The 22,840-nt window shown below is 63.1% G+C and carries 21 protein-coding genes and 1 pseudogene; 14 read left to right on the top strand and 8 right to left on the bottom strand.

What is annotated here, in order from left to right:
• Positions 1-19: 19 nt before the first annotated feature.
• Positions 20-265, top strand: a complete 246-nt coding sequence (locus AC07XZ_RS22485) for a 4Fe-4S dicluster domain-containing protein (protein WP_007959413.1) — start codon at positions 20-22, stop codon at positions 263-265.
• 110 nt (positions 266-375) lie between these two features.
• Entirely contained in the window at positions 376-1,779 is a 1,404-nt protein-coding gene (locus tag AC07XZ_RS22480; protein WP_102687588.1) for an ABC transporter substrate-binding protein, read from the top strand.
• 7 nt (positions 1,780-1,786) lie between these two features.
• Here the strand turns inward: AC07XZ_RS22480 and AC07XZ_RS22475 are convergent, their stop codons facing one another.
• A complete protein-coding gene (locus AC07XZ_RS22475; RefSeq protein ID WP_085745448.1) occupies positions 1,787-2,017 on the bottom strand; it encodes a hypothetical protein in 231 nt (76 codons plus the stop codon).
• 18 nt (positions 2,018-2,035) lie between these two features.
• On the opposite strand from AC07XZ_RS22475, the gene AC07XZ_RS22470 reads away from it, so the two are divergent.
• From AC07XZ_RS22470 to AC07XZ_RS22455, 4 genes and pseudogenes are all read left to right on the top strand, one after another.
• Positions 2,036-2,818 carry an ABC transporter permease gene (locus tag AC07XZ_RS22470; protein WP_041475308.1) on the top strand — a complete coding sequence of 261 codons (783 nt, stop codon included), beginning with the start codon at positions 2,036-2,038 and terminating at the stop codon, positions 2,816-2,818.
• Complete coding sequence (locus AC07XZ_RS22465) at positions 2,818-3,666, top strand: ABC transporter ATP-binding protein (RefSeq protein WP_102687589.1); 849 nt, start codon at positions 2,818-2,820, stop codon at positions 3,664-3,666. Before AC07XZ_RS22470 ends, AC07XZ_RS22465 begins: the two co-directional genes overlap by 1 nt.
• Positions 3,663-4,625 carry a HEAT repeat domain-containing protein gene (locus AC07XZ_RS22460; RefSeq protein WP_102687590.1) on the top strand — a complete coding sequence of 321 codons (963 nt, stop codon included), beginning with the start codon at positions 3,663-3,665 and terminating at the stop codon, positions 4,623-4,625. The genes AC07XZ_RS22465 and AC07XZ_RS22460 overlap by 4 nt, the downstream gene beginning before the upstream one ends.
• A pseudogene (locus AC07XZ_RS22455) lies at positions 4,622-4,891 on the top strand (DUF971 domain-containing protein); the annotation flags it as partial. The gene AC07XZ_RS22460 and the pseudogene AC07XZ_RS22455, both read left to right, overlap by 4 nt.
• Positions 4,892-4,898: 7 nt before the next feature.
• On the opposite strand, the gene AC07XZ_RS22450 reads toward AC07XZ_RS22455, so the two are convergent.
• From AC07XZ_RS22450 to AC07XZ_RS22440, 3 genes are all read right to left on the bottom strand, one after another.
• Positions 4,899-6,557 (bottom strand): phosphoethanolamine transferase, encoded by a 1,659-nt coding sequence (locus tag AC07XZ_RS22450; RefSeq protein ID WP_102687591.1) that lies wholly within the window; start codon positions 6,555-6,557, stop codon positions 4,899-4,901.
• Positions 6,558-6,719: 162 nt separating this feature from the next.
• Positions 6,720-7,457, bottom strand: a complete 738-nt coding sequence (locus tag AC07XZ_RS22445; protein ID WP_102687592.1) for a TorF family putative porin — start codon at positions 7,455-7,457, stop codon at positions 6,720-6,722.
• A 102-nt stretch (positions 7,458-7,559) separates the two neighbouring features.
• Complete coding sequence (locus AC07XZ_RS22440; protein ID WP_102687593.1) at positions 7,560-9,314, bottom strand: amidohydrolase; 1,755 nt, start codon at positions 9,312-9,314, stop codon at positions 7,560-7,562.
• A gap of 103 nt (positions 9,315-9,417) precedes the next feature.
• On the opposite strand from AC07XZ_RS22440, the gene AC07XZ_RS22435 reads away from it, so the two are divergent.
• The 8 genes from AC07XZ_RS22435 (at position 9,418) to AC07XZ_RS22400 (ending at position 18,057) form a co-directional block, all read left to right on the top strand.
• Complete coding sequence (locus AC07XZ_RS22435; RefSeq protein ID WP_102687594.1) at positions 9,418-10,335, top strand: LysR family transcriptional regulator; 918 nt, start codon at positions 9,418-9,420, stop codon at positions 10,333-10,335.
• A 38-nt stretch (positions 10,336-10,373) separates the two neighbouring features.
• Complete coding sequence (gene lexA, locus AC07XZ_RS22430) at positions 10,374-10,991, top strand: transcriptional repressor LexA (protein WP_039768874.1); 618 nt, start codon at positions 10,374-10,376, stop codon at positions 10,989-10,991.
• Positions 10,991-11,608 (top strand): translesion DNA synthesis-associated protein ImuA, encoded by a 618-nt coding sequence (gene imuA / locus AC07XZ_RS22425; RefSeq protein WP_007959433.1) that lies wholly within the window; start codon positions 10,991-10,993, stop codon positions 11,606-11,608. The genes lexA and imuA overlap by 1 nt, the downstream gene beginning before the upstream one ends.
• A gap of 7 nt (positions 11,609-11,615) precedes the next feature.
• Positions 11,616-13,031: a Y-family DNA polymerase gene (locus AC07XZ_RS22420; protein ID WP_102687595.1), complete on the top strand. Its 1,416-nt coding sequence runs from the start codon at positions 11,616-11,618 to the stop codon at positions 13,029-13,031.
• Positions 13,007-16,105, top strand: a complete 3,099-nt coding sequence (locus tag AC07XZ_RS22415) for an error-prone DNA polymerase (RefSeq protein ID WP_207252690.1) — start codon at positions 13,007-13,009, stop codon at positions 16,103-16,105. Before AC07XZ_RS22420 ends, AC07XZ_RS22415 begins: the two co-directional genes overlap by 25 nt.
• Positions 16,106-16,322: 217 nt before the next feature.
• On the top strand, positions 16,323-17,009 hold the full coding sequence (locus AC07XZ_RS22410; protein ID WP_162130490.1) for a CsgG/HfaB family protein: 687 nt from the start codon (positions 16,323-16,325) through the stop codon (positions 17,007-17,009).
• A gap of 29 nt (positions 17,010-17,038) precedes the next feature.
• Entirely contained in the window at positions 17,039-17,401 is a 363-nt protein-coding gene (locus AC07XZ_RS22405; RefSeq protein WP_007959442.1) for a DUF4810 domain-containing protein, read from the top strand.
• Positions 17,398-18,057: a DUF799 domain-containing protein gene (locus tag AC07XZ_RS22400; protein WP_007959444.1), complete on the top strand. Its 660-nt coding sequence runs from the start codon at positions 17,398-17,400 to the stop codon at positions 18,055-18,057. Before AC07XZ_RS22405 ends, AC07XZ_RS22400 begins: the two co-directional genes overlap by 4 nt.
• 103 nt (positions 18,058-18,160) lie before the next feature.
• Here the strand turns inward: AC07XZ_RS22400 and AC07XZ_RS22395 are convergent, their stop codons facing one another.
• The 4 genes from AC07XZ_RS22395 to AC07XZ_RS22380 all read right to left on the bottom strand — a co-directional run bounded on the left by AC07XZ_RS22395 (position 18,161) and on the right by AC07XZ_RS22380 (position 22,840).
• Complete coding sequence (locus AC07XZ_RS22395; protein WP_085745460.1) at positions 18,161-18,820, bottom strand: flavin reductase family protein; 660 nt, start codon at positions 18,818-18,820, stop codon at positions 18,161-18,163.
• Between the two features lie 11 nt (positions 18,821-18,831).
• Positions 18,832-20,319, bottom strand: coding sequence for an amidohydrolase family protein (locus AC07XZ_RS22390; RefSeq protein ID WP_102687596.1), 1,488 nt, complete (start codon positions 20,317-20,319; stop codon positions 18,832-18,834).
• The gene (locus AC07XZ_RS22385; protein WP_102687597.1) at positions 20,316-21,512 is read right to left on the bottom strand and encodes an amidohydrolase family protein; all 1,197 of its coding nucleotides are present in this window, start codon (positions 21,510-21,512) and stop codon (positions 20,316-20,318) included. Before AC07XZ_RS22385 ends, AC07XZ_RS22390 begins: the two co-directional genes overlap by 4 nt.
• Positions 21,513-21,787: 275 nt before the next feature.
• Positions 21,788-22,840 carry an extracellular solute-binding protein gene (locus AC07XZ_RS22380; protein ID WP_102687598.1) on the bottom strand — a complete coding sequence of 351 codons (1,053 nt, stop codon included), beginning with the start codon at positions 22,838-22,840 and terminating at the stop codon, positions 21,788-21,790.

Here is a 22,840-nt window from a genome sequence, read left to right as displayed (position 1 = left end):
ACTAGAGAGAGTCCGAACCATGGCCTATCAAGCCCAGGAAATCTTCTTCCGCTCCAACGCCCCCGTCACCGTGGACGAGGACAAATGCATCGCCGAAAAGGGCTGCACCGTGTGCGTCGACGTCTGCCCGATGGACCTGCTGGCGATCAATCCGGCCACGCAAAAGGCCTACATGGCGTTCGACGAATGCTGGTACTGCATGCCTTGTGAAAAGGACTGCCCGACCGGTGCGGTGAAAGTCGAAATCCCGTATCTGCTTCGCTAAAACGCTATCCGGCAACACCGGACGCCTGATTCAACACACCCCTCGTTTCCCACCGCGCTCTGATCGCGGCGGAGACGAACATCCTAAAAATGATTCGAGGGGATTCAACCATGTTGCGTGCAGCAATCGCCGGTCTGGTACTGGCTTCGTTCACCCTGTCGGCCTCGGCCGAAACCATCCGCATTGCCATCGGCACCCAGGACACCACCATCAACTGCGCCGCCGGCGGCCTGTTGATTCGCGAGCTGGGCCTGCTCGACAAATACCTGCCTCACGACGGCGCCTACAAAGACGCCAAGTACGACGTGCAGTGGAAGAACTTCACCAGCGGCGCACCGCTGACCAATGAGATGGTCGCCGGCAAACTCGACTTCGGCGCCATGGCCGATTTTCCCGGTGCGTTCAACGGCGTGGCGTTCGAAACCGCCGGCAAACACAGCCTGTTCATCAGCGTGTTGTCGGGCAGTATCAAGGGCAGCGGCAACGGCATCGTGGTGCCGAGCGCGTCCGGCGTGCAGTCGCTGAGTGAGCTCAAGGGCAAGACCATTTCCGTACCGTTTGCGTCCACTGCCCACGGCATGTTGCTGCGCGCCGTGGCGGAGCAGGGCTGGGATCCGCTCAAGGACGTGAACATCATTGCCCAGCCGCCAGAGGTTGCGGGCTCCGCGTTGCAGGCCGGCAAGATCGACGCCCACGCCGACTTCGTGCCGTTCGCCGAACTGTTCCCGAGCCGTGGCTTCGCCCGCAAGATCTACGACGGCGCCCAGGCCAATGCGCCGACCTTCCACGGTGCGCTGGTCGATCAGGCCTACGCGAAAAAGTACCCGGAAATCGTCGTCGCCTACCTGCGTGCGAGCATCGAGGCCAATCAACTGCTGGCCGCCGAACCCGAGAAATACAGCGAACTGATCGCCAAGGTGACTGGCGTCGATGCTGAGGTCAATTACCTGTTCCACGGCCCGCTGGGCGTACAGACCCGCGACCTGAGCTGGAAGCCGGAATATCGCCAGGCCTTGGGCACCGCCATCGACACGTTGAAGTTGCTGAAGAAGGCGGATCGCGGGCTCGATCTGAATACCTTTATTGACGATCAGTACATTCGTGCGGCGTTCAAGGCTTCGAATCTGGATTACACGGCGCAACTGGCCAGCTACGCGCAGACGCCATTGAAGTCTGTCGATGCGGTGACTGGAAAAGCTATCAGCGATTTCAGTCATGTCGCGGAAATCTGGGTGCGCGGCGAGGACAAGGTCCGGCGGTATGCCTCGGCTGAGGAGGCGTTTAACGCACTGGCCGGCCTGAAGTCGGAAGGCAAGAACATCCGGGCGGTGTATGCGCAGGCGAGTGACAGCGGGATCAAGTTGCTGGCGGAGCAGGCGTGGTTTGCCAGCGATGCGAAGGGGCGCCTCAGCGCGTTTTTGCTCAAGGGGCAGGCGCAGCAATTTGCTTCGGCGCAGGGCGGGAAGGTGTTTGACTTCACCGATGCCACGACCCAGGCCGTGGCTGCACGTTAACAGCAGATCAAAAGCTCCCCCTCACCCTAACCCTCTCCCGGAGGGAGAGGGGACTGACGGTGTTGTTCTGAAGAGTTACGCCGACCTGAGATATCGAGCCGAACTCAGGTTTGAAAATCATGAACATCTGCTCGTTCTCGAGTCGGGTACAGGTTTTGAAAGGCTTGAAGATCTGCCCCCTTTCCCCCTCGCCCCCTTGGGGGAGAGGGCTGGGGTGAGGGGGTTCGATCTCAGTCATCACACGGAATTCCGATCCATGAAAATCCCGAAAGCCCGCTGGACCACCAGAGCAACCTCCATAGCGTTCTGCCTGCTCTTCTGGCAACTAGCCGCCAGCCACCACTGGAACCTCGGCCTCGTCACCTTCGCCAACGTCCCGACCCCGCTGGCCGTGATCGAAGCCGCGCTCGGCCTCGGTGACTCCGGCAAGCTCATCCAGCACCTGAGCGCGAGCCTCGGCCGGGTCTTTGCCGGTTACCTCGCGGCGCTGGTGATCGGCATCGCCCTGGGCCTGGCCATCGGCCGTTCGAAATGGGCCGAAGACCTGCTGCTGCCACCGTTGGAAGTGCTGCGCCCAATCCCCGCCGTCGCCTGGATTCCACTGGCCATCCTGATGTTCCCATCCTCCGAACTGTCGATGGTCTTCATCACCTTCACCGGCGCGTTGTTCCCGATCCTGCTCAACACCGTGCACGGCGTCGAAGGTGTCGATCCACGGCTGATCGCCTCGGCCAAAAGCCTCGGGGCAGGGCGTCGGGCGATTCTGCTGGAAGTGATCCTGCCAGGCGCCGCACCGAGCATCATCACCGGCCTCGCGATCGGCATGGGCACGTCGTGGTTCTGTCTGGTGACCGCCGAAATGATCTCCGGCCAGTTCGGCATCGGTTACTACACCTGGGAGTCCTACACCATCCAGAACTACGCCGACATCGTGGTCGGCATGTTGCTGATCGGCGTGTTGGGCATGGGCAGCAGCCTGCTGATCAAACGCTTGGGCGGGCTGTTCACGCCCTGGCATCGACCACGAGGAAAAGCCTGATGAGCGTGATGCAAACCCCGGAAGGGCGGATCGATATCCGCCAGTTGTCCATCGTCCTCGGCGAAGGTCGGCAAGCGTTCGAAGCGGTGCAGGGGCTGGATTGCCAGATCGAACCCGGCCAGTTCGTGTGCATTCTCGGCCCGTCCGGTTGCGGCAAATCGACCTTGCTCGGTGCGCTGGCCGGGCATCTGCAACCCCATGGCGGGCAGTTGAAAGTCGATGGCACCGAAGTGTCCGGCCCGTCACCGCAACGCGGCATGGTGTTCCAGCATCACACCCTGTTCCCGTGGCGCACGGTGCGCGACAACGTTGCCTTCGGCCTGAAGATGCGCGGCATCGGCAAGGCCGAGCGCCATCGCGCCGCCGATGAAATCCTCAAATTGGTCGGCCTCGAAGGTTTCGCCGAGCGCTGGCCCGATCAGCTTTCCGGCGGCATGCAGCAACGGGTGGAAATCGCCCGGGTGCTGGTCAATCGCCCCCGGCTGTTGCTGATGGACGAGCCCTTCGGCGCACTGGACGCGCTGACCCGCCTGAACATGCAGGAATTGCTGCTGGATATCTGGACGCGAATTCGCACCACCGTGGTGTTCGTCACCCATGACATCGACGAAGCGCTGTTCCTCGCTGATCGCTTGCTGGTGATGAGCGCACGGCCGGGGCGAATCATCGAAGACCTGCGTCTGGATTTCCCCCGGCCACGCAACATCGAACTGGTGACCAGCCACGAGTTTTCGCGCCTCAAGCGCCACTGCCTCGATCTGCTGCGCCACGACAACGACCGACCGCTGCCGCGCCTCAATCCGCTCGGTTTGCCTCCTGAAAACACCTTGCCGCGATTTGCCCTATGACCTCATTTTTTGCTGTGACCGATAACGACGACATTCTTGCCCTGCAACCACGCCTGACCGCTGATGACGCCGGTGTACGGCGGATTGCCCTGATCGATCTGGCCGACCTCGAAGAGCCGGACGGTCTGCTCTGGCTGGTCGAGCGCCTGGCCGAAGACCCCGCCGAAGAAGTGCGTGCCGAAGCGGCGCGTCTGTTGGAAGCCTGGGAAGACGAGCCGGTGGTTGAAGCGTTGTGCCAGGCGCTGACGGATCCGTCCCCGGCGGTGCAAGCCGCAGCGGCGCAGAGCCTGAGCCTGCTCAAGACCGAAGCGGCGGGCAGGGTGATTCTGCCGTGGACCGCCCATGCCGAAACCGGCGTACGGATTGCCGCGTTCCGGGCCTTGCGTGAATTGCGTTTCCCCGGCGCTGCACCGGCCGCGATTCAGGCGCTGAACGATGCCGACGCCAGCGTGCGGCGCGAAGCCGTCGGCGTGCTCGGCTGGCTCAAGCAACTCGACGCGTTGCCAGCCCTGGCCCGCCTGGCGAGTGATGACCCGGACACCGAAGTGCGCCGCGCCGCTACCGGCGCCCTGGGTCTGGCAAGTGACGCCGAAATACTGCCCGCATTGCGTCAGGCCTTGCAGGACCAGGCCTGGCAAGTGCGCGAAGAAGCCGCGACCACCCTCGGCAAGGTCGGCCACACTGACGCCGGGCCGGCGCTGATCGAAGCCTTGGCCGACGACTACTGGCAGGTGCGCCTGCGCGCCACCCGCAGCCTCGGGCGCCTCAAGTACGTCGCTGCCCTCGACGCCCTGATCGACACCCTCGGTCATCGCATCAGTAACCTGCGCAAGGAAGCCGCGCTGGCCCTCGGCGAATTGAACGATCGTGGGGCGGTGGCGGCGTTGCAGGCCGCGCAGGACGACGGCGACCCGGAAGTGCGCAAAGCCGTGCGGATTGCCTTGAGTCAGCTGCAATGAATCCGCTGTCGGTCGGCAATTCCCAAAGTGAACACCGGTTACGGCTGAGCTGGCCGGATGGCCGCGAGCAGTTGCTCGACCATGCCGAACTGCGCCGCCAGTGCCCGTGCTCGCAATGCCGGGCATTTCGCCTGCGGGGCTCGCCGCCCATGGTTGACCCGCGTGTGCGGGTCATCGAATTGAACGCTCAGGGCTACGGCCTGCAACTGGTGTTCAGCGATGGCCATCAGCGCGGGATTTACCCGTGGGCCTATCTGGCGCAGCTGGAGGGGATCACTGTCCCGCCGTCATCGCCGGCCGGCAGCCATGGAAAATATCCAGCCCCGGCTGATACAGCGACGTCCTGACTTCGAACAACCCGAGCACCGAATGGAACAGGTTGTCGTGGCTCAGATCCGGCTGGCTGCTTTTGCCTTGCAGGCAGGCTCGGTCGATGCCCAGTTGCGCCAGGGTGTTGTTGCCGAACCACATCACCATCGGCACATGAGTCTGGGCTTCCGGCGCCAGCGCATAGGGCGCGGCGTGCAGGTAGAGGCCGTTCTCGCCCAGTGATTCGCCATGGTCGGACACGTACAGCATCGATGTATCGAGGTGGTCCTGATTGCGTTTGAGCAGCTCGATTACCTTGGCCAGGAAATGGTCGGTGTAGAGGATCGTGTTGTCGTAGACGTTGACCAGTTCGTCATGGCTGCAACTGCCCAGCTGATTGGTGTGGCAGATCGGTTTGAAGCGCTCCATGTCCTTGGGGTAGCGCTCGTAGTATTCCGGGCCGTGACTGCCGTCGGCGTGCAGGACGATGATCGCGTTGCCCTTGAGGCTGTCGATGTAGCCTTGCAGGTCGGCCAGCAGCGCTTCGTCGAGGCAGTTGTTGCCGTCGCAGAACGGCCCCGGCTGGTTCTTCGCGATGTCGCGGTTCGGCACCCGCAGGCAGGTGCCCTTGCAGTCGCTGTTGTTGTCCAGCCACAGCACCTGCACACCGGCCCGTTGCAGGATGTCCAGCAGGCCTTCGTAGGTTTTGCCTTTCTTGTCGCTGTAGTCCTCGCGCGGGAACATCGAGAACATGCACGGCACCGACACCGCTGTCGAGGTGCCGCAGGAATGCACGTTGGTGAAATTGAGGATGTCGAGTTTGCTCAGCTCGGGATTGGTCTCGCGCTCATAGCCGTTGAGCGAGAAATGGTCGGCCCGGGCGGTTTCGCCGACCACGAACACCATCAGCGATTTCTTCTCGCGACCGGCTGCCTTGGCGCTCATTACCGCGTCTTCGCCGATGGCCTGCACCACGAAATGCTTTTTGATCCCCAGCCGCTGCTTGGTGTATTTGCTGATCGCGTAGATGTAGTTGGTCGGGTTGATGAAGTGGGTGAGCTTGTCTTCCTCGCGAAAGATCGGCGCGTAGGTCGAATAGAACGCGCCCACCGAAGCGCCGATCACCAGCACGCAGGCCGCGATCACCAGCACCTTGTTCAGCAAGCCCCGAAAGAACGGCCGATAAACCACCGGCCAGCGCCAGATCAGCACGGCCGGCAACACACCGAGCAACAACACGTAAGCCAGCAGTTTGCCGCTGAACAGCGCCGTGGCTTCCCCGGGATTGGTTTCGAACACGTTCTGGATCATCACCGTGTCGATGGTGATTCCGTATTCGTTCATGAAATACGCGGCGCAGGCGGAGAGCAGGGCCACCAGCGTGAGCGCCGGTTTCAGCGTGCAGCGAAACGACACCAGCGTCAGCAGCAGCGTGATCGCCGCCCAGAGAAACAGCCCGAAGGACGCGAAGAACGCCAGTTTGTGCGCGCCTTGCAGGGTGATCAGCGTTCCCAGCGCCTTCCAGGTCGCCAGGTTGTACAGCGCCACCAGTGCCAGCGAAAACAGCAGCACCAGGCGGGTCGGAGTGATGGACGGTAAACGCAGTCCTTTGCCCAAAGCCATTTCGATACTTTCCTCTACGTCAGTCGAAAACCCGTACGGTTACGCGCGTAACTGTAGAAGAACATTGGTAAAAATTCCGTAAACATCCGGTAACAAAATCACGGTAATTGCAAAAAAATGTGGGCGCCAGCAGGCCGGCTCCCACGGGGGAATTGCGGTGGGTCAGAAGGATTTGCTGACGCTGGCGACGACCGTCGCCGTGCACACGTCCTTGAAGCCCCAACTGCTCAGGCACTGGCTCTGCGAGAGATCGGTGTCGATGTAGCTCAGGCCCAGTACCACGCCGGCCAGGTTGTGGGTCAGTTTGACTTCCCACTCCCGGTAGGACTCTTCGCTGTGGCCGGATCCCGAGTACATGTGCGGGTCCTTGAAGTCCATGTTGCCGTAGCGCAGCTTCAGCCCGGAATCCAACGGCAATTCGGTTTCATAGCCGATGTAGCTGTAGAGCGAACTCTGTTTGCTGTCGATACCCGGCGCGTCACTGGAGTAATAGGCCGCGAGTTTCACGCCGTAGGCGCTGAGAATCGAATACACCTCGCTCTGGTTGAACTGGCTCTCCTTGGGATACGCGTATTTGATGTAGCCCAGATCCAGACTCACAGCCTCGGTCGCCTGCCACAGCCAGCCGGCGTAGTAATCGACTTCCTGACGGGTTTTCAGGCCGCCGCCGAAATCGACGTTCGAGCTCCACGCGCCGAGATACAAGCCGTTGCTGTGGGCCAGGGTCAGACCGGCCTGTACGGCCGGATCGTTCTGGGTCTGGGAGATGCCGCGGGTGCGGTAGTCGCTGGCCAAGGTCAGGTCGACCAGCACCGCGAAATCATCGTTCAGGGGGATTGCGTGGCTGCTCAAGGGCAGCAGGCTCAAGGAAGTGAGGGCGAACAGGGGCAATGCTTTCATGTGAAGTCCCGTTGTTGTGGTTGTTATGGGCAGGAAGCGGGCAAGGCTGCGCCGGACCCCGGCGACGGGCGCGGGGTCGGGCAGCGGGTACGGCGATTGTTATTAGAGGGTAGGGGCGTAGACCTGGCGGCCGGCGAACCAGGTTTGCAGCACCTGGGTGTCATGCAGGGCTTTGTCATCGACGCTGAACACGTCGCGATCGAGCACGATGAAATCGGCCTGTTTGCCGGGGCTCAGCGAGCCGATCTGTTGCTCCAGGCCGATGGTTCGCGCGGCGTTGGCGGTGTAGGCGTAGAACATGGTTTCGCGGTCCAGGCGTTCGTCGGCGTTGAGCACGCCCAGCGGCCCGGTGCGGGTGATGGCCTGGGCCATGGCGTTCCACGGGTTCGGCGAGGACACCGGCCAGTCGCTCGCGCCGGCAATCGTCGCTCCCTGCTTGAGCAACGAATGCGCGGGATATTGATAGCGAAAGGCGAGGGCGCTGACGTAAGGCTTGATCATGTCGGTGGTGTAGTCGTCGGCGCTGGCCCACAGCAGTTGCATCGATGCAATCACGTTCAGCGGCTTGAAGCGGGCGAACTCCTTCGGGTTGACCATTTGCAGGTGGGTGATCGAGTGAGTTACGCCGCTCTGCCGGTCCTTGCGCGCCTGGGCGATGCCGTTCAGCGATTCGCGCACCGCGCGGTCGCCGATGGCGTGGATGTGCACCAGCCAGCCGCGCTGGTCGATGGCGCTGACCAGTTCGCCGAAATGCTGTGGATCGATCAGCAGCTCGCCCTGTTTGTGCGAGTTGCTGTAGGGATCGATCATCGCCGCGCTCTGGGCCGGGTACTCGATCACGCCGTCGGCGAAGATCTTGATCCCCGGCAGCGTCAGGTTGGGGATCCCCTGGAACTGCTGGCGAACCTTGTCGAGGGTGTCGAGATCGGCCGGGACGCTTTTAGGATTGGCCACCAGCAGTGCGGCGACGTGGGCGGTCATGCCGCCGCTTTCTGACAGGGCTTTATAGGCTGGCAACACACCGACGGTTTTCTCGGTGGGCTTCAGCGCGAACACCGGCTCGCCCGGCGCGGCGTTGGCGGCGGGGTCCATCCACGCGGTGATGCCGAGGCTGTTGTTGAAACGCACCGCCGATTTCGCGGCCTTGAGCATGTCGGCAGGGCTCGGCACCGGCATTTTCGAGGCGACCCGATCCCAGCCGGCGTCGACCACAAAGCCGTTCGGCTCACCGTTGGGCAGTTTGCCGATGGTGTCTTTTTCCGCGTCCGGAAGGGTTTTCAGCAGCGCGGCGTCGATGCCCGCACGCTTGAGCATCACATTGTTGGCCCAAGCGGTGTGGTGATCGCTGCCGGTGAACACCACCGGCACGTCGGCCCATTCGCCTTGGTTGAAGATTTTGCCCAGCGCTTCAGCCTTGGCCCAATACGCCGAGCTCATGCCGGCCACGCTCAATACGTCGCCATGCCGGGCCTTGCCGTCGTCGCGCCAGCCGCGCAGGCGTTTTTCCAGTTCATCCAGACCGACCACGTCGTCTTCCATGTTCGCCGAGACCATTTCCAGTCCGCCGAAAATCGCGTGGGAATGGCTGTCGATCAGGCCGGGCATCAGCGCCTGGCCTTTGAGGTCGATCACCTGGGTGCCGGGCTCGATCAAGGCCTTGATCTGCGCATCCGTGCCGACTTTCAGCACCTTGCCGTTCTCCACGGCCAGTGCCTGAACCTTCGGTTGAGCGCGGTCGGCGGTGAAAATCTTGCCATTGAGCAGCACCAGATCGGTGGCGGCCATGGCTTCCATCGAGGCAAAACTCACAGCGGCGATCAGCAGATTTTTTGTGAAATGCGGGATGAATCTTTTCATTGAACATTTCCTTGTTATTGCGTCTGATGGCCAGATTAGTGGCTGCCAACGCCCGACAGAACGCCTCCCTCACGAAAAACGTTTTTGCCTGAATGGAAAAAGCATGGACAAGTTGGGTGCATTGAAAATGTTCGTGGTCACCGCGCAGCTCGGCAGTTTCAGCCGCGCTGCCGAGCAACTGGGCAAGACCCCGTCGGCCCTGACCAAAGCGGTCAATCATCTGGAATCCGAGCTTGGGGCGCGGTTGTTCGAGCGCAGCACGCGGCGGATTCTGCTGACCGAAATCGGCCGGCTCTATCTGGAAACCGCACGCCAGGTGCTGCAACGGCTGGACGAGGCCAGCGAGGAAATCGAGCAGTTGCAGCACGGTCTGCGTGGCAGCCTGAAAATCACCGCACCGCTGGCCTACGGGCGGGCGTTTCTCGATCAGGTGTGTGACGGCTTTTTGCAGCAATACCCGCAGATCAGCCTGCAAGTGGATTTGTGCGACGAATTCGTCAATCTGCTGGAAAGCGGCTACGACCTGGCGTTGCGCGAGGGGCATGACGACTTGCCGGGGCTGATCGCCCGGGTGGTCGGCAGCAATCGCCTGGCGCTGTGCGGCAGCCCCGAATACCTGGCGCGCAAGGGCTTGCCGGTGACGCCGCAAACCCTCGATCAGCATGAATGGCTGCTGTATCGGCATCCGTTGCTCAGCCGCGAATTCTGGTGGGCCGAACGCGACGGCCAGCGCCTGAGCCTGGCGCAACCGGCGGCGCCGCTGTTGCGCAGTGACAATTACGATTTGCTGCTGGCCAGCGCCCTGGCCGGGCGCGGCTTGCTGCACACGCCATTGTGGAGCGCTGCGCCGTACATCGCCGCCGGGCGACTGGTGCGAGTCATGGCGGATTACGACATCGATCCGGACAGTTTTGGCCCGCACATTCTGGCGGTGTACCCGAGCCATCGGCGGGCGACGGCCAAGGTTGTGGCGTTTATCGACTACATCGCGGGGTTTCTGGCGGAGCGCGGTTTGAGCTGACTGGCGGTGCTTGTCAGGAAAATCCCACAGGAGTACAAATGTACTCCATGACGACTCTGACTCCCCGCCGTACCGCCATCCTGACCTTTATCCGCGAACGCATCGCCGAACACGGTCAGCCCCCAAGCCTCGCTGAAATCAGCGAGGCTTTTGGTTTTGCCTCCCGCAGCGTGGCGCGCAAGCATGTGCTGGCGCTCACCGAAGCCGGGTTCATCGAGGTCAATCCGCATCAGGCCCGGGGCATTCGCCTGCTCGGACAACCGGCGCGGCCCGAACTGCTCGAAGTCCCGGTGCTCGGCCGGGTGGCCGCCGGTGCGCCCATCGGCGCCGATGCTGACCTGCACAATCGGCTGATGCTCGACCCGGCGCTGTTCTCCCGCACGCCCGACTACATGCTGCGGGTGCAGGGCGATTCGATGATCGAGGACGGGATTCTCGACGGCGATCTGGTCGGCGTGCGGCGCAACCCCGAGGCGCTCAACGGCCAGATCGTGGTGGCGCGACTCGACGGTGAAGTCACCATCAAGCGCTTCGAGCGGATTGGCGATGAGGTTCGCCTGTTGCCGCGCAACCCGGCGTATCAGCCGATTGTGGTGCGGGCCGATCAGGATCTGGCCATCGAAGGGGTGTTCTGCGGTCTGGTGAGGCAAGGCTGATGGGTGCCGTCGTTGCGCTGGATACGCTGTTCAACGGCGGCCAGGTCTGGAAGGGCCGGCCTGCGCCACCCGCCGCCAGCCCGCAACCCACCGGGCACGCGGCGCTGGACGCAGCGTTGCCCAGTGGCGGCTGGCCGGAAGCGGCACTGAGCGAAATCCTGCTGGCCGGGCCCGGTGTCGGCGAACTGCAACTGGTGTGGCCGACGTTGGCGCGGCTGTCGGCGGCGGGGGAGCGCATTGTGCTGGTGGCGCCGCCGTTTGTGCCGTATCCGCAGGCCTGGGCCAATGCCGGGGTCGATCTGCGTCAGTTGTCGGTGATCCAGGCCAGCGAACGCGATGCGTTGTGGGCGGCAGAACAATGCCTGCGCTCGGGCAGTTGCGGCGCGGTGCTGTGCTGGCCGCACAAGGCCGATGACCGCGCCTTGCGCCGTTTGCAGGTGGCGGCGGAAACCGGCCAGACCCTGGCGTTTGCATGGCGGCCATTGAGCGAGGCGGTCAACCCGTCGCCGGCCGCGTTGCGCATTGCCATCGATGCCCGCCCGGCGCAATTGCGCGTGCTCAAGTGCCGGGGTGGTCTGGCGCGCAGCGCACCGATTGCCTTCGCCGTGGGGCATTGAGGTCGCCATGCGCTGGGTTTGCATTCTGTTCCCGCAATTGGCCCTCGACGCCGTGCTGCGTCAACGCCCCGATCCCGAGCAACCGCTGGCGCTGCTCAGCGGCCCGGCACAGCGCCGGGTGCTGCAAGCGGTCAACCCGGCGGCGCGTGCACTGGGCTTGCGGCCGGGGCAGTCGATGACCGCCGCGCAGGCCATGAGCAAAGGGTTTGCCACCGTCGATTACGATTCGGCCGAGGTCGAGCACTGGCAGCAGTTTCTCGCCGCCTGGGCCTATCGTTTCAGCGCCCAGGTCAGCGTGCATTACCCGCGCACGGTGGTGTTCGAGATCGAATCGAGCCTCGGGCTGTTCGGATCCTGGGCGCAGTTCGAGGCGCGGTTGCGTACCGAGCTGACAGAGCTGGGCTTTCGTCATCGCATCGTCGCCGCGCCCAATCCGGTGGCGGCGCGGGTGTTGGCCAACGCCTACGACGGATTGGTGGTGCCCGACGGTGAAGCCCTGCGCCACCACCTCGGGCAATTGCCGGTCGACCGCATCGGCCTTGAACCGAGCGTGGCCACGGCGCTGTCGCGCATGGGCCTGCGTAACCTCCATCAGGTGCAGAACCTGCCGCGTCAGGCCCTGGCCCGGCGTTTCGAGGCGCCGATGCTCAAGCACCTGGACGCGCTGTTCGGCGCACGGCCGCTGGCGCTGGCGTTCTACCTGCCGCCGGATCGCTTCGATGTGCGTATCGAACTCAATTTCGACGTGCAGTCCCATCAGGCGCTGCTGTTCCCCTTGCGCCGCCTGACGTCCGATCTGGCGGCGTTTTTGTGCGGACGCGACAGCGGCGTGCAGCGCTTCGATCTGCATCTGGAACACGCCGGGTTGCCGGACACATTGATCAAGGTCGGCCTGCTCAGCGCCGAGCGCGATCCGGCGATGCTCTTTGAACTGGCCCGTGGCCGACTGGAGCAGGTGCAGGTCGAAGCCCCGGTGCGCGGTTTTCGTTTGCGCGCCGAAGACTTGCCGAGTTTCGTGCCGCAGTTTCAGGAACTGTTCGACGACCGCCCGCAGCAGACCTTGCCCTGGGAGCAATTGCGCGAACGCCTGCGCGCGCGACTGGGGGATGAGGCGGTGCAAGGCCTGCGTTTTCAGGCCGATCATCGACCGGAGTGCGCATGGCAGAACGCCGACGACAAACAGCGCTGCCCTGCATTGCCGGGCGTGCAGCGTCCGGGCTGGTTGTTGGGCGAACCGCAGTCCGTGCCCGAAGGTTCGGCGCGCATCCTCATGGGCCCGGAACGCATCGAGTCCGGCTGGTGGGACGGCGACGACGTGCGCCGCGACTATTACCTGATCCAGAACCGCGGCGGCCAGCAAGGCTGGGCGTACCGGGCTGTGGGTGAGGGCGGTCCGTTGTGGCTGCAGGGCTGGTTCGCGTGAATCAGGGTTACGCCGAACTGCACTGCCTGTCGAATTTCAGTTTCCAGCGCGGCGCGTCCAGTGCGCTGGAGCTGTTTCAGCGGGCGAAAAAACACGGCTATCAGGCGCTGGCGATCACCGATGAATGCACCCTCGCCGGGATCGTCCGTGCCTGGCAAGCGGCGAAGTCCGTGGAGCTGCCGCTGATTATCGGCAGCGAAGTTCGCATCGAACACGGCCCGAAACTGGTGTTGCTGGTGGAGAACATCGAGGGTTATCAGGCCCTGTGCGGTTTGATTACCCAGGCCCGACGGCGTACCCAAAAAGGCCAGTATCAAGTGCTGCGCGAGGATTTCAGCGAACCGTTGCCGGGATTGCTGGTGCTGTGGGTGCCGGATGCGGTCGATGAGGTGGAGGAGGGCCGCTGGCTGAAACAGACCTTCGGCGAACGGCTGTGGCTGGCGGTGCAGTTGCATCGCGGGCAGAACGATCAACAACGGCTGGCCGCGCTGCTGAGTCTGGCGGATGAGCTGCAGATTCCAGCCGTGGCCAGCGGCGATGTGCACATGCACGCCCGAGGCCGGCGGGCCTTGCAGGACACCATGACCGCGATCCGCCATCACGTTCCAGTGGCCGAAGCCGGGTTACGCCTGCACCCCAACGGCGAGCGGCATTTGCGCAGCCTTGATGTGTTGAGCGAGTTGTATCCGCAGGCCTTGCTGGACGAGTCGGTGAAACTGGCTCGCCGCTGCACCTTCGACCTGAGCGAGTTGCGCTATCAATACCCCAAAGAGCTGGTGCCCGAGGAACACAGTGCCAGTTCCTGGCTGCGCCACCTGACCGAAGAGGGCATCGCCTGGCGCTGGCCGCAAGGCGCACAGCCCAAGGTGCTCAAGCAGATCGACGATGAACTGGAGCTGATCGCCGAGCTCGGCTACGAAAGCTACTTCCTCACCGTGCACGACGTGGTGCGCTTCGCCCGGGAGCAGAAGATCCTCTGCCAGGGCCGGGGTTCGGCGGCCAACTCGGCGGTGTGTTTCGCCTTGGGCATCACCGAAATCGACCCGGATCGCACCACGCTGCTGTTCGAGCGTTTCATGTCGAGGGAGCGCAACGAGCCGCCGGACATCGACGTGGATTTCGAGCACGAACGCCGGGAAGAAGTCCTGCAATACGTGTTCCGTCGTTATGGCCGCCGTCGTGCGGCGCTGACGGCGGTGGTCAGCACTTACCACGCTTCCGGCGCGATCCGCGATGTCGCCAAGGCGCTGGGGCTGCCGCCGGACCAGATCAATGCGCTGGCCGACTGCTGCGGTCACTGGAGCGATGAAACCCCGCCCGTGGAGCGCCTGCGCGAAGGCGGTTTCGACCCCGAAAGTCCGCTGCTGCACCGGGTGTTGAGCCTGACCGGGCAACTGATCGGCTTCCCCCGGCACCTGTCGCAGCACCCCGGTGGTTTCGTGATATCCGAGCAACCGCTGGACACGCTGGTGCCGGTGGAAAACGCCGCCATGGCCGACCGCACCATCATCCAGTGGGACAAGGACGATCTCGATGCCGTCGGGTTGCTCAAGGTGGATATCCTCGCCCTTGGCATGCTCAGCGCGATCCGCCGCTGTTTCGACCTGCTGCGCCGTCATCGCCATCAGGACCTGAGCCTGGCGACCATCCCGCCTGAGGATCGCCCGACCTACGACATGATCAGCCGCGCCGACACCATCGGCGTGTTCCAGATCGAATCCCGGGCGCAGATGTCGATGCTGCCGCGCCTGCGCCCGCAAACCTTCTACGACCTGGTGATCGAGGTGGCCATCGTCCGGCCGGGGCCGATCCAGGGCGGGATGGTCCATCCGTACCTGCGCCGGCGGAACAAGGAAGAAGAGGAAACCTACCCGTCCCCGGAGCTGGAAGTGGTGCTCAAGCGCACCCTCGGCGTGCCGCTGTTTCAGGAACAGGTGATGCAGATCGCGATTGTCGCCGCCGATTACAGCCCCGGCGAGGCCGACCAGTTGCGCCGTTCCATGGCCGCGTGGAAACGCCACGGCGGGCTGGAGCCGCACAAGGAACGGCTGGCTGCGGGCATGAAGAAAAACGGCTACAGCCCGGAATTCGCCGCGCAGATTTTCGAGCAGATCAAGGGCTTCGGCAGCTACGGTTTCCCTGAATCCCACGCCGCCAGTTTTGCCTTGCTGACCTATGCCAGTTGCTGGCTCAAGTGCCACGAACCGGCGGCGTTCGCCTGTGCGCTGATCAACAGCTGGCCGATGGGTTTCTACAGCCCGGATCAGATTCTCCAGGATGCGCGCCGCCATCATTTGCAGATCCGTCCAGTGGACGTGCGCGCCAGTGACTGGGATTGCAGCCTGGAGCCGATTGCCGGCGAGCAGCCGGCCATTCGCATGGGCCTGCGGATGATCAAGGGCTTTCGCGAGGAAGATGCGCGGAGCATTGAAAACGCTCGGGCGAGGGGGGCGTTTGCCGACGTCGCGGATCTGGGCGAACGCGCCGGGCTCGACAGTCGCGCTCAGGCGCTGTTGGCGGACTCGGGAGCGCTACGCGGCCTGGCCGGTGACCGCCATCGGGCGCGTTGGGAAGTGGCCGGGGTGCAGAAACAGCTTGGGTTGTTTACCGGGTTGCCGAGTCAGGAAGAGCCGGATGTGCTGCTGCCGACACCGAGCGTCAGCGAAGACCTGTTCACTGACTACGCCACCCTCGGCACCACGCTGGGGCCGCACCCGTTGACGTTATTGCGCGACGAGTTGCGGGCATGGCGCTGCCGCAGTTCCCGGGAGTTGCTGGAGGTCGAGCATGGCCGGCCGGTCAGCGTGGCGGGTCTTGTGACCGGGCGCCAGCGACCGGGCACTGCCAGTGGCGTGACCTTCGTGACCCTGGAAGACGAGTTCGGCAACGTCAACGTGGTGGTCTGGCGCGATCTGGCCGAGCGTCAGCGTCAGGTGCTGGTGGGCTCGCAATTGCTCAAGGTCGATGGCCGCTGGGAGCGTGAAGGCGAGGTGCGGCATCTGATCGCCGGACGCTTGAGTGACCTTAGCTCGCTGCTCAACGGAATTCGGGTGCAAAGCCGCGATTTCCACTGACACGCCGTAGTGATCGTTCCCACGTCGAGGCGTCGAACCGTCCGCGTGGGAACGATCGGCAGAGGACGGCTGCTAACCGATTTGCAAGCCAATTCACTGACGTCAAAAAAACCTGTCCTCGCTGATGGCACTTTGGCATAATGCCGCCCCTTTCCCGATCCCCCACAACATCACCGTGCGGGGACACATCGAATTTCAGAAGGAATGCACAGTGAGAATGATCTCCCGGATGTTGGTCTCGGGCGTTGCGATTGCCGTTCTCGGCACCCTGGCCGGCTCGCTTTCCGGTTGCGCCACCGAAAGCTCCCGCGCATTGCCGGTGGCCAAGGTGGAAAGCGCCTCCCAGGCCTGGTCCGGTGTGCGTATCCCGATGGCCGTGGGCAAGTTCGACAACCGTTCGAGCTACATGCGCGGGATCTTCTCCGATGGCGTCGACCGTCTCGGCGGCCAGGCCAAGACCATCCTGATCACTCACTTGCAGCAGACCAACCGTTTCTCGGTGCTGGATCGCGACAACATGGGCGAAATCCAGCAGGAAGCGGCGATCAAGGGCCAGGCCCAGCGTCTGAAAGGCGCCGATTACGTGGTCACCGGTGACGTCACCGAGTTCGGCCGCAAAGAGACCGGCGATCATCAACTGTTCGGCATTCTCGGCCGTGGCAAGACTCAGGTCGCCTACGCCAAGGTCAACCTGAACATCGTCAACATCAGCACCTCCGAAGTGGTGTATTCGACCCAGGGCGCCGGCGAGTACGCCTTGTCCAACCGCGAAATCATCGGCTTCGGCGGCACCGCTGCCTACGACTCCACCCTCAACGGCAAAGTCCTCGATCTGGCCATGCGCGAGGCGATCAATCGCCTGGTTGATGGCATGAACGCCGGTGCCTGGAAACCGGGCAACTGATAGACGCCCATTGCAAGGAGCAACACACCATGAATCTGTCCCTGTCCCGGTCGCTGATGGCCCTGACTGCTGGCGCCTTGCTGGCCGGTTGCAGCAGCCCGCAAACCCTGTATCAGTGGGAAGGCTACCAGCCACAAGTCTACGAATACTTCAAAAGCGAAACGCCGAAAGAAGCCCAGGCCGAAGCGCTGGAAGCCGATCTGCAAAAGATCCGCGCCAGCGGTAAGCCGGTACCGCCGGGTTATCACGCTCATCTCGGTCTGCTGTACCTGAGCATGGGCAAGGACGATCAGATGGTGCAGCAATTGCGCACCGAGAAAACCCTGTTCCCCGAGTCCGGCACCTACATGGATTTTCTGCTTAAAAACGCCAAGACCGGAGATGCCCAATGATCTCCCGTGCCTTGAAACTGCTGGCCGCAGGCCTGGCGCTGACCGTTCTCGGTGGCTGCGTTGCACCGAAGACCGTGGACTATTCGGCGTACAAGCAAGCGCGGCCGAAATCCATTCTGGTGCTGCCGCCGCTGAACACCTCGCCGGACGTCAAGGCGTCCTACAGCCTGTTGTCGCAAGTGACGTTCCCGTTGGCCGAAGCCGGTTACTACGTGCTGCCGATCACGTTGGTCGACGAAACGTTCCGCCAGAACGGCCTGACCACGCCGGATGACATCCATGCGGCGCCGGCCAACAAGCTGCAGGAAATCTTCGGTGCCGACGCGGCGCTGTACATCACCGTCAGCGAATACGGCACGCGCTACATGGTGATCAGCAGCGAAACTGCCGTCACCGCCAGCGCCAAGCTGGTCGACCTGAAAACCGGCGTCACCCTGTGGACCGGTGCGGCCCGGGCGTCGAGCGAGGAAGGCAACAACAGCAATGCCGGCGGGCTGATCGGCATGCTGATCACCGCGGCAGTGAAGCAGATCATCAACAGCTCCACCGATGCCGGCTACCCGATTGCCGGTGTGGCCAGCAATCGACTGCTGTCGGCCGGTCATCCGGCGGGCCTGCTGTACGGGCCTCGGTCGCCGAAGTACGGCACTGACTGAAACCCAGGCTGCTGATCGTTCCCACGCTCTGCGTCACGGTATGCATTCCCACGCGGAGCGTGGGAACGATCAGCACGGCGGGCCACCTCGGTGGGCCGTTTTTTTATTTGGCGGGCCAGAACCGCTCGCCGCCCCCCGGTGCTTCCGTCCACGCTTGCAACGAGCGGGTCGGCAAATCGAAGTAATCCCGGGTGCGCGCATAACCATGGCCGCCCATGCGCCCGATCGCATCCAGCCCCAACTGATCGATGTACAGGGTTTTCGGATCGATCAACTCATCGCGCACATGCGCCATCAACACTTCGCCAAAAATGATCTCCCGCGACTGGCCGATGTTCAGCGCCATCATCCGCCGGCATTCCAGCGCCACCGGTGCTTCGCCGATTCGCGGGCATTTGACCGAGGTGCCGGGAATCGCCGTCAGCCCTGCTGCGGTCAACTCATCGAAGCCCGGCGCGAACGGCACGGCGCAGACGTTCATGGCTTCCACCAAGGCATCGCTGACGATGTTGACGGTGAATTCCTGATTCATCTGGATATTGCGCGTGGTGTCCTTCGGGCTCTGATCGCCGTAGTTCTCGACGCCGAGCGCGAGAATGGGCGGGTCCGCCGACAGCGCATTGAAGAAGCTGAACGGCGCGGCGTTGACCCGGCCTTCGGCGTCGATGGTGGTGACCAGTGCAATCGGGCGCGGGACCACGCTGCCGATCAGAATCTTGTATTTTTCCCGTGGACTCAGTTGGCTGAAGTCGAAGCTGTGCATGGCAGTGTTCTCTAAAGAAGTGGATCGATGGCGCTCAACGGCGCTTCGGCGCTGTAGTCGTCGGCGAACGGAATGGCCGGTTGGAACAGGGTTTTCCAGTCCGGTCGGCCAAAGGCCCGGTCGCTGTGGCTGCGCATCAGTTTTTCGTATTGGCGCTGGGCCTGGCGTTGCAGAGTGGGGTAGTCGACGCCGTTGACCTGACCGTCGTGCATCACGCAGCGACCGTCGATGAAACTGGCGATGCAGTCGTCGCCGTGCCCGGCCAGCAGCAGGTTTTTCAGTGGATCGAACAGCGGGCCCAGGTGCAGACCGCGCAGGTTGAAAACGGTGATATCCGCTTTGGCGCCGGGGGCCAGGCGACCGAGGTCGTCGCGGCCCAATGCCTTGGCGCCGCCGAGGGTCGCGGCGTTGTACAGATCGAGGCTGCTGGTCAGTGCCGAGCCGCCCTCCATCAAGCGGGCGATGTTCAGACCGTGGCGCATGTTGGCCAGCAAATCCGCCGGCCAGGTGTCGGTGCCGAGGGCGAAGTTGATGCCTTTGGCGCCATAGCGGCCGAACGAATTCAGTGCTTCGCCATCGCGGGCGAACACCAGTGGGCAGTGCACCAGACTGGCGCCGCCGTCGATGACCCGTTGCAGATCGTCATCGCCCGAGGTGTAGATGCCGTGGGGCAACAGGCTGCGCGGGTTGAGCAAGTCCAGCTGCTGCAACCAGCCCAGCGGCGTAGTGCCGCGCAACTGTTCGACCATCGCCACCTCACCCAGCGCCTGACAGCAGTGCAAACGCATCGGCGCGTTCAGCTCGCGACTCAATGCGGACGTGCGCTTAAGCAGCGCCGGGGTGCAGGTCTGGATGCGATCCGGCAGCAGCGCACCGCGAATCAGCCCGGCATGCGCACCATCGAAATCCTTGAAAAACCGTTCGGCCGCATCCAGTCCCGCCAGGCCCCGAGCCTCATCCCAGTGGTGGGCGAGGGTGCCGTCGGCGCGCCAGTAACTCATGCCGCTCATGTAGCAGGGGCCGAGGTACGTGCGCAGGCCCAGCTCGCCCGCCACATCGGCCACAGCCGCGAACTCGTCGTAGGTCTCCGCCCATTCGCGGTAGTACATCGAGGTGATCGGCATCGCCGTGGTGATGCCGTTGCGGATCAACTGGGTGAAGGCGTAGCGGTACTTGAAGACTTCTTCTTCGGGGCTGAACGACTCACGCGGGCCGGCCGCCAGATACTCCGCCGACCACATCCGGCCCATCGCGCGCTCGTCGCCGTTGTCCAGGGTCAGTACCGTGGAGTCGAGATCGCCGAGGGCATCCAGGTCGATGAAACCGGGGCCTATCAGCGCATTGCCGTAGTCGATCCACTGATCCACCGGCCCTTGGTATCCGCGCCCGACAAATTCGATACGCGATCCGCTGAATACCACTTCACCGTCACGCCACAGCACATGCTGCGTGCCGTCGAAGCCGACCACGCAACCGGCCTTCAGGCCGATCCGTTTCACAGACGGCTGCCCAGCAGACGACCGCCGCTGGCGATCAGTTCGCCGCCGCGATAGACCTGGCGCACAGGGCGCGAAACCACGGCTTCACCGAGGGTTTCGACCGGCATCAGCAGAAAATCCGCAGGCTTGCCGATGGCGAAGCCGTAATCCTCGATCCCCAATGCGCGCGCACCGTTCACCGTCGCGGCGTCGAACGCCGCCGTCAGTTCATCGTCCTTGCCCAGGTCGAAACGGAACGCCAGCAGCATCGCCCGTTCCAGCATGTCGCCATTGCCCATCGGCGACCACGCATCACGAATGCCGTCGGAGCCCAGACAAACGTTGACCCCGGCCTCACGCAGCGCCAGAAACGGTGGAACGGCGCAATCGGCCGGTGCCGAAGTCATCAGCGAAATCCCCAGCGCCGCGAGGCGTTCGGCAACAGGTTTGACCTGGCTCCAAGGCAACATGCCGAGGCAATAGGCATGGCTGATCATCACCCGGTTTTGCAGGTTGAAGCGCTCGGTGTAATCGGCGATCCGGGCGATCTGCCACAGGCCCAGTTCACCTTTGTCGTGCAGGTGAATATCGACGCCACGCTGGAACTCGCTGGCCAGTTTGAACACGAAGTCCAGTTGCGCGATCGGGTCGTTGTCGATGCCGCACGGGTCGAGCCCACCGACGTTTTCCACGCCCAGGGCCATGGCTTCGCGCATCAGTTCGGCGGTGCCGGGGCGGCTGATCAGGCCGGTTTGCGGGAACACCACCAGTTGCAGGTCGATCAGGTCGTTGTAGGTTTCGCGCAGTTGCTGCATGGCCTCGACGTGGCGCAGGCCGAATTCCGGGTCGATGTCGACGTGGCAACGCATGGTCAGCGAACCCCGGGCGATGCAGTTTTCCAGCAGCGCGCCGGCGCGTTCGGCGATCGGCGCTTTGACTTCACGCAGGACGCGGCGCTCGTTGCTGATGTAGTCCTTGAGCGTCGGGCCGGCGCTGTTCGGGCGCCAGGGTTGGCCGTACAGGGTCTTGTCGAGGTGGACGTGGCTTTCCACCAGCGGTGCGGTCAGGAGCTGGTTCTGGCCGTCGATGTCGGTGGCGGCCAGCGGGGTGCTGGAGGCCGGGCGGCGTTGGGTGAATTTGCCGTTTTCGATCAGCAGGTCTTCGGCGGGGGCGCCGTAGGGGCGGATGTTTCTGAGCCAGCGGGGGGCAGTCATTGGAACCTCATTTGTTCTTTGGATTTTTTCCCCTCACCCTAGCCCTCCCGAAACGTCGGACCGCCCGGAGGGAGAGGGGACCGAATGGGGGATATTGAAGAGCTACGCCGACCTGAATGAACGGCTCTGAATCCATAATCGACCAGGTCTTTCAGGTCGGCGGACAGCGCAAGACAACTCGGTCAGTCCCCTCTCCCTCCGGGAGAGGGCTAGGGTGAGGGGGCTTTCAAGTCGATCTGGGAGTCGCGCGCTCAGATAAAACCAGCGATCCACGATCAACCCTTAAGCTTCGACCAGATCCGGTCCTGCAGCTCCCGCGCCTTGTTGCTGCATTCCTTCTCCGGCCGCAGCCGCGAGGCGTATTCCTCGGGCATGTTGATCGCGTCCATGACCTTCCATTTCGCATCCAGCAACTGATCGCTCTGAATCCCGTTGGCATAGGCAATCGCGTTGGACACGGCCGCCGCGTTCTCCGGTTTCATCATCCAGTCGATAAAGATCTTGGCGTTGCCCGGATGCGGCGCGCTTTTCGGTACGGCGAAGTTGTCCTGGAACATCGCCAGGCCTTCTTTCGGGTACACGTATTTGATGGTGCTCTTCTGCAACGTGGCGCGGGCCGTCGAGCCGTTCCAGTTCTGCATCATGATCACTTCGCCCGAGGCCATGCGATCCACGGTGTTGTCGGAGCTGTACATCTTCAAAAACGGTTTCTGCTTTTGCAGCAGTTCGAGTATGCGTTTGGCGTCCTGCGGGTTTTCCGTGCATTCGTCGACGTTCAGGTAATGGCTGGCGGCGTTGATCACGCTGCTGGAAGTGTCGAGGGCGGCGAGCTGGCCTTGCAGTTCCTTGCGCGGTTCGAAGAATTCTTTCCACGAATCATCGAGCTTGCCGCCCGGCACCCGGGCGCTGTCATAGGAAAACCCGGTGGTGCCCCACAGATACGGCGCCGAAAACTTGCGGCCCGGGTCGAAGCTCGGGTCGCGGAACGGGCCTTTGACGTACTGGAAGTTGTTCAGGCTCGGGGCGTCGATTTCCAGCAGCAGATCCTGCTTGATCAGCGTCTGCATGATCGACTGCGACGGCACGATCACGTCATACGCCGCGCCGCCGGCCTGCAACTTGGCGAGCAGGGTTTCGTTGCTGTCGTAGCCGTCCATGGTGACCTTGATCCCGGTTTCCTTTTCGAACTTGGCCAGCAGGTCCACCGGGTAGTAATCGGTCCAGTTGTAGAAGAACAATTGCTTGGGCTCGGCGGCATGGGCGCTGATCGCGGTGAAACAACTCAGGGCCAGACCGGAAATTGCCAAACGCATGCTTTTGGTTTTCAT

The organism is Pseudomonas sp. GW458-11-26-14-LB4 (assembly GCF_059423925.1).
Note: the sequence above shows the minus strand (reverse complement) of the source record. Positions and strands in the feature narration are given on the sequence as shown.

What these genes read in the sequence shown, in the direction of transcription:
- AC07XZ_RS22420 (WP_102687595.1), top strand. Translation starts at nt 11,616, where the DNA reads ATGCGCTGGGTTTGCATTCTGTTCCCGCAATTGGCCCTCGACGCCGTG.
- AC07XZ_RS22465 (WP_102687589.1), top strand. Translation starts at nt 2,818, where the DNA reads ATGAGCGTGATGCAAACCCCGGAAGGGCGGATCGATATCCGCCAGTTG.
- lexA (WP_039768874.1), top strand. Translation starts at nt 10,374, where the DNA reads ATGTACTCCATGACGACTCTGACTCCCCGCCGTACCGCCATCCTGACC.
- AC07XZ_RS22405 (WP_007959442.1), top strand. Translation starts at nt 17,039, where the DNA reads ATGAATCTGTCCCTGTCCCGGTCGCTGATGGCCCTGACTGCTGGCGCC.
- AC07XZ_RS22395 (WP_085745460.1), bottom strand. Translation starts at nt 18,820, where the DNA reads ATGCACAGCTTCGACTTCAGCCAACTGAGTCCACGGGAAAAATACAAG.
- AC07XZ_RS22470 (WP_041475308.1), top strand. Translation starts at nt 2,036, where the DNA reads ATGAAAATCCCGAAAGCCCGCTGGACCACCAGAGCAACCTCCATAGCG.
- AC07XZ_RS22475 (WP_085745448.1), bottom strand. Translation starts at nt 2,017, where the DNA reads ATGACTGAGATCGAACCCCCTCACCCCAGCCCTCTCCCCCAAGGGGGC.
- AC07XZ_RS22385 (WP_102687597.1), bottom strand. Translation starts at nt 21,512, where the DNA reads ATGACTGCCCCCCGCTGGCTCAGAAACATCCGCCCCTACGGCGCCCCC.
- AC07XZ_RS22460 (WP_102687590.1), top strand. Translation starts at nt 3,663, where the DNA reads ATGACCTCATTTTTTGCTGTGACCGATAACGACGACATTCTTGCCCTG.
- AC07XZ_RS22485 (WP_007959413.1), top strand. Translation starts at nt 20, where the DNA reads ATGGCCTATCAAGCCCAGGAAATCTTCTTCCGCTCCAACGCCCCCGTC.
- AC07XZ_RS22410 (WP_162130490.1), top strand. Translation starts at nt 16,323, where the DNA reads ATGATCTCCCGGATGTTGGTCTCGGGCGTTGCGATTGCCGTTCTCGGC.
- AC07XZ_RS22380 (WP_102687598.1), bottom strand. Translation starts at nt 22,840, where the DNA reads ATGAAAACCAAAAGCATGCGTTTGGCAATTTCCGGTCTGGCCCTGAGT.
- AC07XZ_RS22445 (WP_102687592.1), bottom strand. Translation starts at nt 7,457, where the DNA reads ATGAAAGCATTGCCCCTGTTCGCCCTCACTTCCTTGAGCCTGCTGCCC.
- AC07XZ_RS22480 (WP_102687588.1), top strand. Translation starts at nt 376, where the DNA reads ATGTTGCGTGCAGCAATCGCCGGTCTGGTACTGGCTTCGTTCACCCTG.
- AC07XZ_RS22440 (WP_102687593.1), bottom strand. Translation starts at nt 9,314, where the DNA reads ATGAAAAGATTCATCCCGCATTTCACAAAAAATCTGCTGATCGCCGCT.
- imuA (WP_007959433.1), top strand. Translation starts at nt 10,991, where the DNA reads ATGGGTGCCGTCGTTGCGCTGGATACGCTGTTCAACGGCGGCCAGGTC.
- AC07XZ_RS22450 (WP_102687591.1), bottom strand. Translation starts at nt 6,557, where the DNA reads ATGGCTTTGGGCAAAGGACTGCGTTTACCGTCCATCACTCCGACCCGC.
- AC07XZ_RS22400 (WP_007959444.1), top strand. Translation starts at nt 17,398, where the DNA reads ATGATCTCCCGTGCCTTGAAACTGCTGGCCGCAGGCCTGGCGCTGACC.
- AC07XZ_RS22435 (WP_102687594.1), top strand. Translation starts at nt 9,418, where the DNA reads ATGGACAAGTTGGGTGCATTGAAAATGTTCGTGGTCACCGCGCAGCTC.